Annotated in this window: 13 protein-coding genes; 10 read left to right on the forward strand and 3 right to left on the reverse strand. The window is 44.2% G+C overall.

Features of this window, described 5'->3' with window-relative positions; translation table 11 throughout:
• Positions 1-208: 208 nt before the first annotated feature.
• Positions 209-646, forward strand: coding sequence for a glycine zipper domain-containing protein (locus tag BLQ60_RS01965; protein ID WP_092615201.1), 438 nt, complete (start codon positions 209-211; stop codon positions 644-646).
• A 228-nt stretch (positions 647-874) separates the two neighbouring features.
• Complete coding sequence (locus BLQ60_RS01970) at positions 875-1,897, forward strand: LLM class flavin-dependent oxidoreductase (RefSeq protein ID WP_092616007.1); 1,023 nt, start codon at positions 875-877, stop codon at positions 1,895-1,897.
• A gap of 86 nt (positions 1,898-1,983) precedes the next feature.
• Here BLQ60_RS01970 and ppsR read toward each other — a convergent pair whose 3' ends face one another.
• Positions 1,984-2,820: a posphoenolpyruvate synthetase regulatory kinase/phosphorylase PpsR gene (gene ppsR, locus BLQ60_RS01975; protein ID WP_092616008.1), complete on the reverse strand. Its 837-nt coding sequence runs from the start codon at positions 2,818-2,820 to the stop codon at positions 1,984-1,986.
• Between the two features lie 214 nt (positions 2,821-3,034).
• Here ppsR and ppsA point away from each other — a divergent pair, with 214 nt between their 5' ends.
• The 8 genes from ppsA (at position 3,035) to BLQ60_RS02015 (ending at position 13,957) form a co-directional block, all read left to right on the forward strand.
• Positions 3,035-5,410, forward strand: coding sequence for a phosphoenolpyruvate synthase (ppsA, locus tag BLQ60_RS01980; protein ID WP_092615204.1), 2,376 nt, complete (start codon positions 3,035-3,037; stop codon positions 5,408-5,410).
• A gap of 141 nt (positions 5,411-5,551) precedes the next feature.
• Positions 5,552-6,322 (forward strand): RDD family protein, encoded by a 771-nt coding sequence (locus BLQ60_RS01985; RefSeq protein WP_092615207.1) that lies wholly within the window; start codon positions 5,552-5,554, stop codon positions 6,320-6,322.
• A 337-nt stretch (positions 6,323-6,659) separates the two neighbouring features.
• Entirely contained in the window at positions 6,660-7,790 is a 1,131-nt protein-coding gene (gene cyoA / locus BLQ60_RS01990; protein ID WP_092615210.1) for a ubiquinol oxidase subunit II, read from the forward strand.
• 2 nt (positions 7,791-7,792) lie between these two features.
• Entirely contained in the window at positions 7,793-9,790 is a 1,998-nt protein-coding gene (gene cyoB, locus BLQ60_RS01995; RefSeq protein ID WP_092615213.1) for a cytochrome o ubiquinol oxidase subunit I, read from the forward strand.
• Positions 9,791-9,794: 4 nt separating this feature from the next.
• Positions 9,795-10,418 carry a cytochrome o ubiquinol oxidase subunit III gene (cyoC, locus tag BLQ60_RS02000; protein ID WP_092615216.1) on the forward strand — a complete coding sequence of 208 codons (624 nt, stop codon included), beginning with the start codon at positions 9,795-9,797 and terminating at the stop codon, positions 10,416-10,418.
• Entirely contained in the window at positions 10,412-10,738 is a 327-nt protein-coding gene (cyoD, locus tag BLQ60_RS02005) for a cytochrome o ubiquinol oxidase subunit IV (RefSeq protein WP_244515953.1), read from the forward strand. Before cyoC ends, cyoD begins: the two co-directional genes overlap by 7 nt.
• A gap of 9 nt (positions 10,739-10,747) precedes the next feature.
• Positions 10,748-11,629, forward strand: coding sequence for a heme o synthase (gene cyoE / locus BLQ60_RS02010; protein ID WP_092615222.1), 882 nt, complete (start codon positions 10,748-10,750; stop codon positions 11,627-11,629).
• A gap of 123 nt (positions 11,630-11,752) precedes the next feature.
• The gene (locus tag BLQ60_RS02015) at positions 11,753-13,957 is read left to right on the forward strand and encodes a PA5441 family protein (protein ID WP_092615225.1); all 2,205 of its coding nucleotides are present in this window, start codon (positions 11,753-11,755) and stop codon (positions 13,955-13,957) included.
• A gap of 46 nt (positions 13,958-14,003) precedes the next feature.
• Here the strand turns inward: BLQ60_RS02015 and xdhC are convergent, their stop codons facing one another.
• Positions 14,004-15,047: a xanthine dehydrogenase accessory protein XdhC gene (gene xdhC, locus BLQ60_RS02020; protein ID WP_092615228.1), complete on the reverse strand. Its 1,044-nt coding sequence runs from the start codon at positions 15,045-15,047 to the stop codon at positions 14,004-14,006.
• Positions 15,048-15,055: 8 nt separating this feature from the next.
• Positions 15,056-17,434 carry a xanthine dehydrogenase molybdopterin binding subunit gene (xdhB, locus tag BLQ60_RS02025; RefSeq protein ID WP_092615231.1) on the reverse strand — a complete coding sequence of 793 codons (2,379 nt, stop codon included), beginning with the start codon at positions 17,432-17,434 and terminating at the stop codon, positions 15,056-15,058.
• Position 17,435 lies beyond the last annotated feature (1 nt).

The raw sequence follows: 17,435 nt of genomic DNA on the forward strand, positions 1-17,435 counted from the left end.
AGAGTCATATGCGCAGTGGTTTTAAGCGCACTTACACAACACACCGTCATCACGCTATCTTCGTTACGCAAACAGGGTGTACTTGCTATAGATCTCCATTTTTTAAGCCTTATCCTTTGGTAAATTTATTTCCATCAAAACATTTTGACATACTTTGTCAAAAAGACTTTAAAAATTGCTTTCATCAAAAGCCGATAAGGAGAATACCATGAAACATTATGCATATATCTTAACTGGAGTTTTAGCGAGTTCGATCATTGCAACACCTGCGATGGCGGATAGTACGACACGTGTGGCAGCAGCGAGTGCACTTGGTAGCGTCGTTGGTAATGTCATCGGTAAACAAGTCGGCGGAACAAACGGCGCAGACTTAGGTGCTGCAATCGGTGGTGCAGGTGGTGCTGCAGCGGCAAGTAGCAAATCCAATCGTACCGAATCTGCGATCGGCGGTGGACTCGGCTCGTATGCGGGCTCTGCGATTGGTAAAAACTATGGTTCAAACGGTCAATTGATCGGCGCTGCACTTGGTGCTGCGGGTGGTTCTGCTTTAGGTAATAAAATCAGCGATGATAAAAAAGCCGATAGCCGTAAATCCAGCAAGCATAAAAAGCACAAACGTAAGCATTCTAAGCGCTACTATCGTTAATTCGTGGTCATAAATGCAACGTGAATGAAAGCACCTTCGGGTGCTTTTTTGCGATATGGACACTTAGGGCTGGCTAAAAATCCATGCAAAGACCGATAAAATAACCCTTCTTTTTATAGTCTTATGAGAAATTTAAAAGATAAAAATTGATTTTATCCGAATCAACCTTATATCAACACGACATGATTTATAAAATGAGGTGGCTTTGTGTCCACAGCAAATACAAACATCGGTGATAAAACATCACCTGATCTACAGCATGTCAAATTTTCTATCTTAGAACTTGCACCGATCCGAGACAACGGCACGGCAAAAGATGCTTTAGAAAATGCCAAAACCCTTGCTCAACATGCCGAAAAGCTCGGTTATCACAGGCTTTGGGTTGCAGAGCATCACAATATGCAAGGCATTGCCAGCTCGGCAACCAGCGTACTGCTGGGTTATCTTGCAGCGAATACCTCGACTTTACGCTTGGGTTCTGGCGGCATCATGTTGCCAAACCATGCCCCGCTGGTGGTTGCAGAACAATTTGGTACTCTAGCTACACTATACCCTGATCGTATTGATCTTGGGCTTGGTCGTGCACCGGGCACAGATCAGACCACCATGCGTGCTCTGCGCCGTGGACGTTTTGAAACTGAGGAGCAATTCCCGCAAGATGTGAGTGAAATTTTAACTTATTTCGATGATGCTAAAGCAGGACAACAAATCATTGCCGTTCCAGGGCAAGGTTCAAAAGTCCCTGTGTATTTGTTAGGTTCAAGTTTATTCAGCGCACAGCTTGCTGCACGACTCGGCTTACCTTATGCCTTTGCTTCACACTTTGCGCCACGGATGATGATGCAAGCCATCGCGTTGTATCGTGAAAACTTCCAAGCCTCGGCTTATTTGGATCAACCTTATGTGATAATTGGTGTGCCAAGTCTTGTTGCAGAGAGTGATGAAGAAGCAAAATATCTTGCCACGACCAATTATCAGCGCATCCTTGCACTATTTCGTGGGCAACCAACCAATCTTGTGCCACCTGTAGCGTCGATGGATGGTTTATGGTCAGAAGTAGAAAAACGTGGTGTTGAAGGTTTCTTTGGTGTTGAGCAGACAGGCTCAAAAGAAACCGTGAAACACGGCTTAGAGGAATTACTACAGCGTACTCAGGCGGATGAATTCATCTTTACTTGTGATGTGTATGATCCTGAAAACCGACTCAAAAGTTTTGAACTACTCAAACAAATTCAGGCTGAATCTCAATAGATTAGACTGTAAAAAAAGCCAAATTGCGCATCAATTTGGCTTTTTTATATTTCCGCTTCGAAAAAATCAATTTTTCAAATTAAATTCTAACCAATCCGACGTTTTAAGCCTGTGGTTTGTAGGATACGTGTTGAAATTTCTTCGACTGACATTTCCGAGACATTTAAAAATGGAATGCCTTCAGAAATATAAATGCCTTCGATTGCCCGAAGCTCCATCTGACATTGGCTAAAGCTGGCATATCGACTATTTGCTTTACGTTCGGTACGAATCGCCACCAAGCGCTCGGCATCAATCATCAAACCAAAGAGCTTACTTTTATGTGGTTTCAGCACCGCAGGCAATCGATTGTCATCCAAATCATCTTCGGTCAGCGGATAGTTCGCCACCCGAATGCCAAACTGCAAAGACAAATAAATCGAAGTCGGTGTTTTGCCTGAGCGAGATACCCCGATCAAAATAATATCCGCCTGATCATAATGCCGTGTACGTGCACCATCATCATTATCTAGCGCAAAATGTACGGCATCGATACGTGCTTTATAATATTCCGAGTCAATCACCGCATGGGTTTGTCCCACCAATGTTGTCGCGCTGATTCCTAATTCAGTTTCTAGTTTACTGATAATCCCTTCAAACACATCCAGATTGATCGCATTGGCTGTATTAATAATCTCTCGCACCTTTGGATCGACTAAAGTATCAAACACAATCGGTAAACAGCCGTCACCAGCTGCGATACTATTGATCTTGAGCACGACATTCATGGCACTTTCTTCGGTATCGATATAAGGCATGATGTGAATGTCGAATTTCACATTGGGAAATTGTGCTAATAATGAATGCCCTAAGGTTTCAGCCGTGATCGCCGTGCCATCGGAGATAAAAAATACACTTCGATGCATCAAGTTACTTTCTGACATGTTTTTTTCACCTTTTACATTTGTTTTCATAGCACATAATCTTTATAGTAATCGGATGTTGATCATCTGTCGCCTATTATTCCTGTATTCGCTGATAAAACGTGCAAATCACACAGGCTAATCGGGTGATTGAGATCGAAATTGAAATCATTGAACCATATATTACAACTTAAATTTAAGTTTGATTCTTTAAGCACACAGTGGAGTAACGACTTTGGAAGCACGCGTTATTGGTCTGGAAAATTTAGGCAAGCATGATGTAGAGCGAGTAGGCGGAAAAAACGCCTCATTAGGTGAAATGATCAGTCACCTTTCTAATGCTGGGGTTTCAGTTCCAGGTGGCTTTGCAACCACAGCCGAAGCATACCGTGAGTTCCTTGAAAAAAGTGGCTTAAAAGAAAAAATCTCCAATGAACTAAAACAGTTGAATGTCGATGACATCGCAGCCCTCACTGAAACGGGTGCGAAAATTCGTCAATGGATTATTGATTCACCGTTGACTCCAGAATTAGAACAAGAAGTCCGCACTGCATTTGAAAGCATGTCGAATGGCAATCCTGAGATTGCTGTGGCAGTCCGTTCATCTGCGACGGCTGAAGATTTGCCTGATGCATCATTTGCAGGTCAACAAGAAACTTTCCTCAACATTCGTGGCATCGACAATATCCTGATCGCCATCAAAGAAGTTTTCGCCTCATTATATAACGACCGTGCCATCGCTTACCGTGTCCATCAAGGTTTTGAGCATGACATCGTTGCCCTCTCAGCAGGCGTACAACGCATGGTACGTTCTGAAACTGGAGCAGCAGGCGTGATGTTTACCCTCGATACAGAATCTGGCTTTCGTGAAGTGGTCTTCATCACTGCTGCCTATGGTTTGGGTGAAATGGTGGTCCAAGGTGCGGTCAACCCTGATGAATTTTACCTGTCTAAGCCATTGCTTAACGATGGTAAGCATGCGGTGTTACGTCGTAATCTTGGTTCTAAACATAAGAAAATGATCTATAGCGCCGATGCTGCGGCGGGTCGTTCGGTTGAAATCGTTGATGTGGATAAAGCGGAGCGTCAACAATTCGCCTTAAATGATCACGAATTGACCGAGCTTGCAAAACAAGCATTGATCATTGAAAAACACTACGGCGCACCGATGGACATCGAATGGGCGAAAGACGGCGATGATGAACAAATCTATATCGTTCAAGCCCGTCCAGAAACCGTAAAAAGTCGCCAAAATGTCGGCACTATGGAGCGCTACCTGCTCAAACAAAAAGGTACAGTCCTTTGCGAAGGTCGCTCAATCGGTCAACGTATCGGCTCTGGTAAAGTGCGTATCGTGAACTCGATCAAAGAAATGGATAAAGTACAAACTGGCGACGTGCTGGTATCAGACATGACTGATCCAGACTGGGAACCCGTAATGAAACGTGCGGCGGCAATCGTCACCAATCGTGGTGGTCGTACTTGTCACGCTGCGATTATCGCTCGTGAGCTGGGTGTGCCTGCGATCGTGGGTACTGGCAATGCCACAGAAATCTTAAAAGATGGTCAAGAAGTGACTGTGTCGTGTGCCGAAGGTGATACAGGCTTTATTTACGAAGGTGCTTTGGACTTTGAAGTACAACGCAACTCGATTTCTTCAATGCCACCGCTACCATTTAAAATCATGATGAACGTCGGCAACCCTGACCGTGCTTTTGATTTTGCACAAATTCCAAACGAAGGCATTGGCTTGGCACGTCTTGAGTTCATCATCAACCGTATGATCGGTGTACATCCAAAAGCCTTGTTAAATATCGACAGCTTACCTCGTGAAACACGTGCTGCTGTAGCAACACGTACTGCTGGCTATACCTCTCCAGTTGATTTCTATGTGGAAAAATTGGTTGAAGGCATTGCCTCGCTCGCTGCGGCATTTGGCAATAAGCCAGTGATCGTTCGTATGTCTGACTTCAAATCGAATGAATATGCCAACTTGATCGGCGGTAAACTGTACGAGCCTGAAGAAGAAAATCCGATGCTTGGTTTCCGTGGTGCAAGCCGTTACGTGTCTGATAACTTCCGTGATTGTTTCGAGCTAGAATGCCGTGCCTTGAAAAAAGCCCGTGATGAAATGGGTCTGACCAATATTCAGATCATGATTCCATTTGTGCGTACGGTGAGCGAAGCAAAACGTGTGATTGAGTTACTTGCTGCCAATGGCTTAAAACGTGGCGAAAATGGGCTAAAAGTCATCATGATGTGTGAGCTACCGACCAATGCGCTGTTGGCAGATCAATTCCTTGAGCACTTTGACGGCTTCTCGATTGGTTCAAACGATTTAACTCAGTTAACACTTGGTCTAGACCGTGACTCTGGTATTGTGTCGCATCTGTTCGATGAGCGTGACCAAGCAGTGAAAACCTTGCTCTCTATGGCGATCAATGCTTGCCGTAAAGCAGGCAAATATGTCGGTATCTGTGGTCAAGGTCCTTCGGATCATCCAGACCTTGCCTTCTGGCTGATGGAACAAGGCATTGATTCAGTGTCTTTGAATCCTGACTCTGTACTGGATACTTGGTTCTACCTCTCAGACAACCAAAATAAAAAGTAAGTATTCTGTGATAAACTAATCGCAGTATGACCATAAAAAGACCCGATCACGGGTCTTTTTTATCAATGTAGCTTTTCCCGTGAAGGCAGCATTGCGCAAGTCACATAGCAAGAAAGATATATTTTAAGATGAGGTTTTAGTTTGGATATTTATTTAGCTCGAAATAATGAACAAGCCGGTCCGTACACACTCGCACAAGTTCATCAAATGATTGATAACCAGCAAGTTGTTGCGACCGATCTGATTTGGTTTAAAGGCTTATCCGAATGGAAAACTGTCGGCGAAATCAAACAAAATGGCTTGTTGCCGCCTGCTGTCGATATTGCACAGCCAAATACTGATGAGAAATGGGCAACGCCACAGACCAATTCCTCACAATATGATTGGAAAAACAATATCCCAGTCTTGAAAAAGGACAGCACCGCACAAGGCTTAGCCCCATTTTCAAAACGCATCTTTGCCAAAATCATTGATTTGATCTTGTGGTTACCTTCGTTTGCCTTTTTAACTGCGTTTATGTCACCTGCACAACATGCAGAAATGGCAAAACTGCAAAGCCAAGGCATGATTCCGACACCAGAGATGCAACAGACTTTGTTGAACATCATTCCACAATCAGGCTGGATTGGTATGGGAATCTATCTGGGATTGATGCTCGCTGTACAAGCCATTCTTTTGTCCAAAACTGGACAAAGTATCGGCAAAAAAGTCATGCAAATCAAAATTGTTGATGCTGAAACGCAAGCTGATGTCGGACTGGGACGTATTTTCATCATGCGCACCCTAATGTTCATCGTGCTCAATGTGCTGTTTATGCCGTTTAGCACCATCATTGATTTGGCATTTTCTGCCACAAAAAAGCGTCAAACACTACATGATAAAGTCGCTAAAACCATTGTTATTGAAAAATAAGACCTGTGTCGCACTTGTAATAAGTTGCTGATTTATTCAACCGCTAAAGCGTAAATTTAGCGGTTTTTTTATACAAAAATCATAAAAATAATCTTTTGATTCAACAATTTCTATAAATTTTACTTTGCAATCGTTTAAATCAATACTTTTTTTATGGAATTAAATGTGTTTTATCAGACTTTTGTTATAGCTTCGTGTCGCTGAATCAGGCATAATGCCCTACAACGTAGCGGTGCCACATGATTGGTTAGGAAACATTCAGTTTTTTAAGCAATCATGCAGCACTCAGATCGCTATCCCATATTTTTAAAATGGGTCTCTTCACCGAGGTTGTATTATGAGACAAACGACTATAACTGTGTTGTCTTTGTTAGCAGCTACAAGCCTAACCGCTTGTGGTGGTGATAAGGTACTTTTGACATCTGAAGGTCCAGTCGCTCAAGGTTTGTCGGATTTGATGCTTACAGCTATCTATGTGATGCTGTTGGTGGTAATTCCGTCAATCATTATGGCGCTTTGGTTCGGATGGAAGTATCGTAAATCTAATAAAGATGCAGATTATCAACCACATTGGGCACACTCTACAGCGATTGAAGTCGTTGTTTGGGGTATTCCAATCATCATTATTGCGTATTTAGCATACTTAGCGTGGTGGGGTTCGCACGAGTACGATCCTTACAAACCACGTACCGAAAATCCTGCTGAGCAGTTAACTATTCAAGTCATTGCCGAGCAATTCAAATGGATTTTCATCTATCCTGAGCAAAATATTGCAACGGTCAATGAAGTACGTTTCCCTGAGCAAAAGCAAATTGCATTTCGTGTTACCTCTAACTTTACAATGAACTCATTCTTCATTCCAAAGTTGGCGGGTCAAATTTATGCAATGGCGGGTATGCAAACTCAGCTTCATTTGAGTGCTGATAACACGGGTGTTTACCGTGGCTTCTCGTCAAACTATAGCGGATATGGCTTCTCACAAATGCGCTTCAAAGCACATAGTGTGACTGCACCTGAGTTTGAACAATGGGTTCAAGCGATTAAAAATGGTCAAGGCAATACTGTTGTGGTTGATGACAAAGGAACAACAGCAATTCAAAAAGGTCTACTTGACCAAGCTGAATTCAAATCTCTACGTGATGGTAACCGTGCACAATTCCAAATTGATGCAATGGTGAAAACTGCACGTACTGAAGAAGAGAAAAAAGCGGCTGCAATTGCACAAGCTGAAGGTCCTTACCCGCATCATCCGCATCCTGTGACGTATTATTCATCCGTTGAGTCAGGTTTGTTTGAATCTGTGATCAACAGCTATATGGGCAACTATCATGGTGATCACCACCCTGTTGCACATGGTGAAAATATGCAGATGCCTACTGAACACGCAGATGCACAAGTTACAGCGACGCCAGCTCAACAGCATGATGCTGTAGCAACTGACGCGACTGCAACTGCAGCAGGAGAATAATCATGTCTACACTGTTATTAGGCAAATTAGGCCCTGAAGCAATTCCACATGATCCAATCGTTTTGGTCACTGTTGCTGTCATGGTTTTAGGTGCAATCGCTGTGTTTGGCGCAGTGACGTACTTCAAATTGTGGGGTTATTTGTGGAAAGAATGGTTTACCACCGTAGACCATAAAAAAATCGGGATCATGTATTTCATCGTTTCAGTAATCATGCTAGTGCGTGGTTTTGCCGATGGTTTGATGATGCGTTTGCAACTCTTCCTCGCAGGTCCAGGCGGTGAAGGCTATCTCCACCCTGAACATTACGATCAGATCTTCTCTGCGCACGGCGTCATTATGATCTTCTTCGTGGCGATGGGTCTGGTTGTTGGTATGTGGAACATTACCGTACCACTGCAAATCGGTGCACGTGATGTGGCATTCCCACTACTTAACTCACTCAGCTTCTGGTTGTTTGTTGGTGCGGCTGGTCTAGTCATGGCTTCACTTGCTTTAGGTGAGTTTGCGGCGACTGGTTGGTTGGCTTATCCACCACTATCAAATATTCAGTACAGCCCTGGTGTGGGTGTGGACTATTATATTTGGGCATTGCAGATTTCTGGTCTAGGCTCCCTGCTCTCAGGTGTCAACTTCTTCGTGACCATCATCAAGATGCGTGCGCCTGGTATGAAGTTGATGGATCTACCAGTATCAACGTGGACTACGTTGTGTGCTTGTGCCTTGATCATTGCCACCTTCCCTGTATTGACTGCAACTTTAGCGATGCTTTCTCTGGATCGTTACTTCGGTTTCCATTTCTTCACCAATGAGCTTGGCGGTAGTCCAATGCTGTATGTGAACTTGATTTGGACATGGGGTCACCCTGAAGTATATATCTTGGTATTGCCAGCATTTGGTCTTTACTCTGAGATTGTTGCGACATTCAGCCGTAAAACACTGTTCGGTTATAAGTCGATGGTTTATGCAACTGTTGCGATTACCATCTTGTCTTTAATCGTTTGGTTGCACCACTTCTTTACTATGGGTGCGGGCGCAAACGTCAATGCCTTCTTCGGCATTATGACCATGATCATCGCCATCCCAACGGGTGTGAAGATGTTCTCTTGGTTGTTCACCATGTATCGTGGTCAAATCACCTTTACGACACCAATGTACTGGACAATGGGCTTCTTGGTCACATTCGGTATCGGTGGTTTAACAGGTGTATTGATGGCGATTCCACCAGCGGATTTCCTTGTACATAACTCATTGTTCTTGATTGCGCATTTCCATAACGTAATCATCGGTGGTGTGGTATTTGGTTTCTTTGCAGGTCTTGCCTTCTACTGGCCAAAAATGTTTGGTTGGAAGTTGGATGAGTTCTGGGGCAAAGCTGCTTTCTGGTTCTGGTTCTTCGGTTTCTACTTTGCGTTCATGCCGTTGTATATCCTTGGTTTTATGGGAATGACACGCCGTTTGAATACTTATGACAACCCTGAATGGACGCCTTATCTGAACATTGCCATGATCGGTGCGATCTTAGTTGCGCTTGGTATTGCATGTTGGTTGTTATCTGTGGGTGTTGGTTTCTTGAAACGTAAAGAAACGATGGACTATACAGGTGATGCTTGGGGTACTGGTCGTACATTCGAATGGTCTACATCTTCTCCTGCGCCGTTTTATAACTTTGCGCATGATCTTGAAGGTGCTGGTATCGATCGCTTCTGGTCTGATAAAGAAAATGGCGTGGCTTACCAACGTCCAGCAAAATATGAAGACATTCATATGCCAACTAACCGTGCGGCAGGTTTTGTGATTGCCATTATCGTGACGATTATGGGCTTTGCATTAATCTGGCATATTTGGTGGTTAGCAATTGTGACTTTCATTGCTGCAATTATCAGCTTCATTCGTAGTTCATTTACCAAAGAAGTGGATTACTATGTGCCAGCAGCCGAAGTAGAACGTATCGAAAACGAGCGTTATGCTTTGTTAGAAAAACATTTGAAGAAGGACTAAGACCATGGCTGAAGTACTTCATCACGACAACCACGATCACGACGGTCATCATGAACATGATGATACCCCGTTAACGGTCTTTGGTTTTTGGACTTACTTGATGAGTGACTTGATCCTGTTCGGGACACTCTTCATCGCATTTGCTGTATTAAGCTCGCACGTTCCGCCTGGCACACCAAGTGCCAAGGATTTATTCGGTGAGTCGATCGGCTTTGTATTAATGGAAACCATGGCGCTGTTGATTTCATCAGTGACCTTTGGTTTTGCGGTACTTGCACGTCATAAAAATGACGTGGGTGGTGTCCTTAAATGGTTAGTGATTACTTTCCTTTTCGGTGCATCATTCATCGGCATGGAACTGTATGAATTCCATCATTTGGTTCATTCAGGTCACGGTCCAAGTACTAGCGCATTCTTATCTGCATTCTTTACCCTAGTTGGTACGCACGGTATTCACGTGACTTCTGGCTTGGTGTGGATGTTGGTATTGATGTACCAAATCAAAAAGAACGGCTTAACGCTACCAAACACACGTCGTTTGGCTTGTTTAAGTTTGTTCTGGCACTTCCTCGATATCGTATGGATTTGTGTGTTTAGCTTAGTTTACTTAGGTGGGGTTCTATCATGAGTCATGATGTGAATAATCCTGGTGCAGCGCACGGTAGTTTCAAGCAATATACAATCGGCTTTATCCTGTCTATCGCCTTGACCATCATCCCCTTCGGGATGGTGATGTCAGGCATGACTGGTGGTGTTGTTATTGCAACTGTTGCAATTACTGCGATTGCTCAGGTGTTAGTCCAGTTGGTGTTCTTCCTGCATTTAAATGGTTCAGAACAACAGCGTTGGGACTCTATTGCCTTTATCTATACCATTTTAACCATCGCTATTTTGTTGATTGGTTCGGTATGGGTAATGAACAATCTACATGCGAACATGATGATCTAAACGCTTGTCATGTTTAAAAAGTACTTATTCCTGACCAAACCAGGGATTCTTTTTGGTAATTTCATTACCACTTTGGGCGGCTTCTTCTTAGCCGCCCAAGGTTCGATTGATCTCCCCCTTTTGCTCTTAACGCTACTTGGTACGACCCTTGTCGTGGCATCTGGCTGTGTCTTTAATAATATTATCGACCAAGATATTGACCAAAAAATGCAACGTACTCAGAATCGTGCTTTGGTCACCAAAGCGATTTCTGTACCGATTGCTTTTATTTATGGCAGTGTGCTCGGTGTCATTGGTTTTGCACTGTTGTATTTTTTGGTCAATCCTTTGGCATGTGTATTTGCTGGGATTGGTTTTATCGTCTATGTGTTTTTATATAGCCTATGGACGAAGCGCACCAGTATTCATCAAACCATTATTGGTAGCATCTCTGGTGCGTGTCCGCCTGTGATCGGCTATGTGGCTGTTGCTGAACAATTTGACTATGCAGCGCTGATTTTGCTCTTGGGTTATGCGTTTTGGCAAATGCCACATTCTTGGGGTATTGCGATTTATCGTTTTCAAGATTATACCAATGCCAATATCCCGATTCTGCCTGTTGCACGTAGCGTGAAACGCACCAAGATCGAATCGCTGATTTATGTGATTCTGTTTATCTTGACCATGAATCTGCTGTATGTGTTTGGCTATGCCAATATTTGCTTTGCCATCACCTTAAATGCGATTGGCGCATATTGGATTTATTTGAGTATCAAGGGCTTTAGTACAGCTGATGATCAAGTCTGGGCGAAGCGCTACTTCTTGTTTTCGGTGCAATTCATTACTGTGCTCAGTCTGAGCTTTTTGTTTACTGCGGTTACTCCTGCGCCGCAGTTACTTTTTCCATTCTAATCTCAATCGTTATCCAATTTTCTTGATCCGTACAAATCTGCTGTGATTTGTACGTGATTGGTTTTGCATTCCATCATTTCCATTTATACTGAAGCAGATAATATATAAATGGAATGATTCCACATGAACAATAACACTTTCTCTGCTCGAACATCATTTTTGCCACTGCCCCGTGCAACACTCGCTGTGCCTTTGACCGTGCTGGGTTTGGCTTTGGGTTATTCCCAATCGAGTCATGCCAGTCCAGATACGAGCTGTACGCCTATACTGAATTTAAGCATCGAAGACTACGATCGTTGTAGCAACATGCCGATTTTGGCTTCAGGCAATGACAATCAAACCAACGTCGCACTGCTACTCGCCGATCGTAATCTGTTAAAAATTAATCCAAACAAATGGAAAAATGACGGCTATGCACTGGATTATGGCTTGGTGCCTTTTGGACAAAGTGATCTCACTCTACTTCTCGAAAATACCCAACCCAATCGCCGTCAAAAATTTATCAACGATGACAGCCTTGCTTATGACGAACACTGTAATAGCTTAATCCGAGGTGTCGAAGGCTTTGAGCACCGTGTCAAACAATTAAATATCAGTGCATCAGAACAAAGCAAACTGATTGCTCTGCGCAAAGGCTTTAACGAAGAATGTGATGGACAATTTGCCCTGATCAAAGTCGATGATGCATGGTCACAAACCACTCGTCTTTATGCCTCGTATCTCAATGCATCGATTGCTTTTTATAATTCAGATTTCGCAACTGCCGAAAAAATTTATCAGATTTTAGCTCAAAGCGATGATCCTTGGGTCAAAGAAACTGCGCAATATATGCTGATCCGTGTTGCCGTCAATCAAGCCTATCAAAGCGGACTCGGGAAATATGGCAATTTAGATCGAAGCAAAATCGACCAAAGTAAGCTCACCAAACTATTTAAATCCATTACTGCCTATTTAAATGCCTATCCTCAAGGACAATATGTTGCCAGTGCCCGTGGTTTCTTGCGTCGTGGCTATTGGATTGGCGGACATTATGACAAACTTGGCAATGAGCTGATGTGGCAAATTAATCACACCAAGCATAATGCCTACAACTTGGATATGGAAAAAGTCCCTGCTGAGTTTGACCGTTATTTATTCTCAAGCAAAGGCTTTCAAGGGCAGAATCTCCAAGACCCATTTTTACTGGCTGTGTATGACCTGATGCAAATGCGCAAGACCAATACCTTTGCTGACTATGATGATAAATCCTATCGCCCACTGTCTTGGTCGGCACTACAAGCACAGCAAAAATATTTTAAATCCGAGCCTGAACTGTTCCGATATTTGCAAGCATGGCACCTATTTACTCTGCAAAATAAACCCAACGACGCCTTAAACTTTTTGCCAAAATCGCAGCCCAAACAAATCAATAGCTATCTAGAGCTGAGTCAAGTGGTGCTCAAAGGACGCATCTTAGAAGCGCAAAACTCGGCAGACTATGCAAAGCATGAACAATATTGGAAATCGGTCATGCCACTGGCAAAAATTGCATTGTCTCGGGAAATGCTGGAGTTACCACTAGCGATTAGCATGCAAAATGACCGCAATTACGCTGGATTTACTGCAAAAAACAGCTTGATTCAACAGCCAAACCTTCGACGAATTTTCATTCAAAATGTTGCTGACGCAAATACACTACAAAGCATGGCATCTTCAACAAGTACCCCGAAAGACGAGCGCTATCATGCGATTTTTAGTCTCTTGCAACAGAGTTTATTACAACAGGATTATGCGCTATTTGTGAAAAGCTATAGCTTATTGCCAAGTGATGCAGCGAAATATAAATCATGGGATAGTAGTGACGAGTCTTTATACAATAAACCGCCCTTGTCTGTATTTACGTGGTCAGGTACGACGATTTCACCAACGATCCAATGTTCTTCCTTACTCAATATCGCAAAAACGCTGGCACAAAAGCCAAATGATGCGCTGGCTCAGCTCTGCATCGGTGAAATGTTGCGCAACCGTGAAGGCAGTTATTATTATCCATTTTATCCTTATGAGCAGTTTAACAGTTTAAGTAGCGCCACGTTTGGTGATGTCAAAACGGCTTTTTGGGGGACAACCTTTAATCGTGGTGATATTTACCAACGCCTGATCAAACAACCCAAATCCGATCCGCTTCGCCCTTATGCGCTGTACCGTGCCATTCGCTGTTATGCGCCAAGTGGTCTGAATGACTGCCAAAATACGGATGTGGAAAAATCGGTACGCAAATCATGGTTTGATCAACTCAAACAAGATTATCCACAAACCACATGGGCAAAAGAATTGCAATATTATTGGTAGTTTAAACTGTAGTGTTGATGACAGTGTATTTATGCTGATCATGGATTTATGAGTGTTGCGCAAATACTTGTAATAGCTGCGCCACCACAGCAACGGCGATGACCGCAGGTTGTTTAGAGTGAATTCCCTCAATGCCGATTGGACAAACCAAATGATTGAGCTGTGCTTGCTGATAGCCTCGCTGTTGCATGCGTTTTTCAAAGATTGCCCGTTTGCTTTTTGAACCGATCATGCCAACAAAAGCAAACGCTTGCGTAACAGATTGCAATGCAGCAAAGCATAACTGCAAATCCAATTGATGATCGTGCGTCAAAATCAGCACAGCACCACTTCTGTCAAAATGCTGAAGCTCGGCTTCGGGCAAATCAGTACTGATGCAATGCACCTGATCTTGTAAATCTTCTGCAAAAATATCATCTCGCGTATCCACCCAAGTGATCTGCACTCCGATCGGTAATAAACAGCGCACAATTGCCTCACCGACATGTCCCGCACCAAAAATCATCACCTTCATACGATATGGCATGATCTGTTGTTGCCATTGCCAATCAGAGCTGACGTGAAGTGAATTGCTTTGATGCTGATTGTTTTGATGAGAATGTTTTGAATGTGGATCATTCGTCTGAAAAGCGCTAACCAAACCTTGTGACGAATGATCACTGATCATCCAAACCGACCCCTGCTGATCAGTCACTTGGCGCAAGACCTGTTGTCCGTTTTGCCATGCCTTATGACATTCTAGGAGTTGTTGATTGGCATCTGGCTCAATTTTTTCAAAAAGTAGCCACATCACTCCACCACAGCATTGTCCCAAACGTGCGCTGAGATTAAAGCGTTCAATCCATCGTTGACGAGTGTCCTGACCAACTAACATCGCTTTTGCAAGATCAATCGCCTGATATTCCAAATGCCCACCACCAATGGTATCGGACTGCTGTATTTGTTGCTGTTGATCCAACGCCAACAGCATACTGGCACCAACTTCTCGTGGTGTCGAACCATCGGCACGAATCACCGTGACCAAAACCACGGTTTGACCTTGCTGTTGCCAATCGACAAAATCACGCCACCACTGTAAATGCTGTTGCATCAGGTTCACTAGCGCAGATGTGGCTGTGGTCGATCAGGCAAGGCTTGCCCCCGCCCAATCGTAATTGCACGCAAGATTTCCTCGGCGGTCGCAGGTGCGTTCAGCACCAGTGGCGCATCATCAGGAATCGCTGCTTGCACCGCTTGCTTGATCGCAGAAAAGACCGATAGCCCAAGCATAAATGGTGGCTCGCCGACTGCTTTGGAGCGATAAATCGTGTCTGCAACATTTTCTTGATCAAACAGTTTCACATTAAACACATGCGGAATATCGACACTGGTCGGAATCTTATAGGTCGAGGGTGCATGGGTAAATAATCGCCCTGCATGTGCACCATCTGGCTGCCAATACAATTCCTCGGTGGTCAACCAGCCCATGCCTTGGATAAAGCCCCCTTCAATCTGCCCAATATCAATCGCAGGATTAATCGAACGCCCAACATCATGCAAAATATCGGTGCGCAATACTTTCATTTCACCCGTCAAGGTATCGATCGCCACTTCACTGACCGCAGCACCATAGGCATAATAAAAAAACGGGCGACCGAGATGATTGACCTGATCATAATGAATCTCAGGCGTTTTATAAAAACCGCTATCCCAGAGTTGCACCCGTGCCATATAGGCACGATTGACCAAGTCTGAAAATGCCCAAGATTGATTGTTGGCTGTGGTGACTTGATTATTTTCAAATTGCACCTGCGCTTCGTCACTTTGGCTGATTTCCGCCGCCAATTTCGCCAAACGCTCACGGATTTTAATACAGGCGTGCTGTACCGCTTTACCATTTAGATCCGCACCACTGGACGCCGCCGTTGCTGAAGTATTTGGCACACGAGAGGTATCGGTGGCAATCAGTCTGACATTTTCGATGCTTAGCCCAAGCTCATGCGCAGCCACTTGACGGACTTTGGTGTACAGTCCTTGCCCCATCTCCGTACCGCCGTGGGTAATGGCGACCGTGCCATCCATATACACATAGACCAACGCCCCCGCCTGATTAAAATGCACAGCGTTAAACGAAATACCGAACATCAATGGCGTTAAGGCGATGCCACGCTTCAATATTTCATGGTGTGCATTAAATGCTTCAATCGCTTGCTTGCGCTGAAAATATTGACTAGATTCGAGTAATTCTGTGACGATTTTCGGTGCCACATTGTCCCGAACTTCTGCACCATAATGCGTCCGATCACGCCCAAACCCTGATTTCTCGGCAAAAAAATTGCGCTGTCTGAGCAAAACAGGATCACACTTGAGATAGCGGGCAATGTCATCGAGAATATTTTCAATCACAAACATTCCCTGTGGCCCACCAAAACCACGATACGCTGTATTGGACACGGTATTGGTTTTGCAACGTAGGTTGCGAAGTTGCACTGCATTCAGATAATAGGCATTGCCAATATGACAAATTGCACGCTCGTTGACGGGACCTGATAAATCCGCAGAAAAACCACAATTCGATGCCAATTGTACTTTTAAGCCCTGTAACACGCCTTGATCATCGAATGCCACAGACCATTCATAGGCAAAGCCGTGGCGCTTGCCAGTGGCAGACATATCGTCATCACGGTCTAGACGCAGTTTACATGGTCGACCAGAGTGCTGTGCTGCCAATGCAGCAATACACGCCCACTGTGCAGATTGCGACTCTTTGCCACCAAATCCGCCTCCCATACGCCGCGTTTCCACGCTGACCTGGTGCATCTGATAGCCCAGTGCATGACAGATCAGCAACTGCATCTCGGTCGGATGCTGGGTCGAGCAATAGACTTTTAACTGATCATCTTCATGAGGCACGGCATAGGAAATCTGCCCTTCTAAATAAAAATGCTCTTGCCCACCGAGTTCGATCTCACCTGAGAGTTGGTGTGGAGCATGTTCAAATGCCTCTGCCACATCACCCTGACTAAAATCTACTGGCGGCAGCACCCACGATTGTTGTGCGATCGCTTCTTTGATACTTAAAATCGGGGTTTCTGCTTCATAGGTAACTTGTGCCAAACGTACTGCCTGACGTGCCTGCTGATAAGTTTTTGCAGCGACCACAAATAAGGCTTGACCATAAAATTCAACCTGATCTTTGGCAAAAATCGGATCATCTTTGACGATTGCCCCCCAATTATTCTCAATCGTCACATCATCGGCGGTATAGACCGCAACCACACCTTGCGCTTGACGCACCGCATGCAAATCCAACTGTGTGATTTTCCCTTTAGCGCATTTTGAAAATCCCACTGCCAGATGAAGCGTATCTTCTAGCTCTGGCAAATCATCAATATAACTTGCCTGACCAGTCACATGCAGATGCGCGCTTTCATGCGGGATGGATTGCCCTGCTTTGGTGGATGGCTTGGAATGTTTGATTTCAATCGACTGATTCATT

The sequence above is a fragment of the Acinetobacter marinus genome (genome assembly GCF_900096915.1).
In the GTDB taxonomy this organism is placed as follows: domain Bacteria; phylum Pseudomonadota; class Gammaproteobacteria; order Pseudomonadales; family Moraxellaceae; genus Acinetobacter; species Acinetobacter marinus.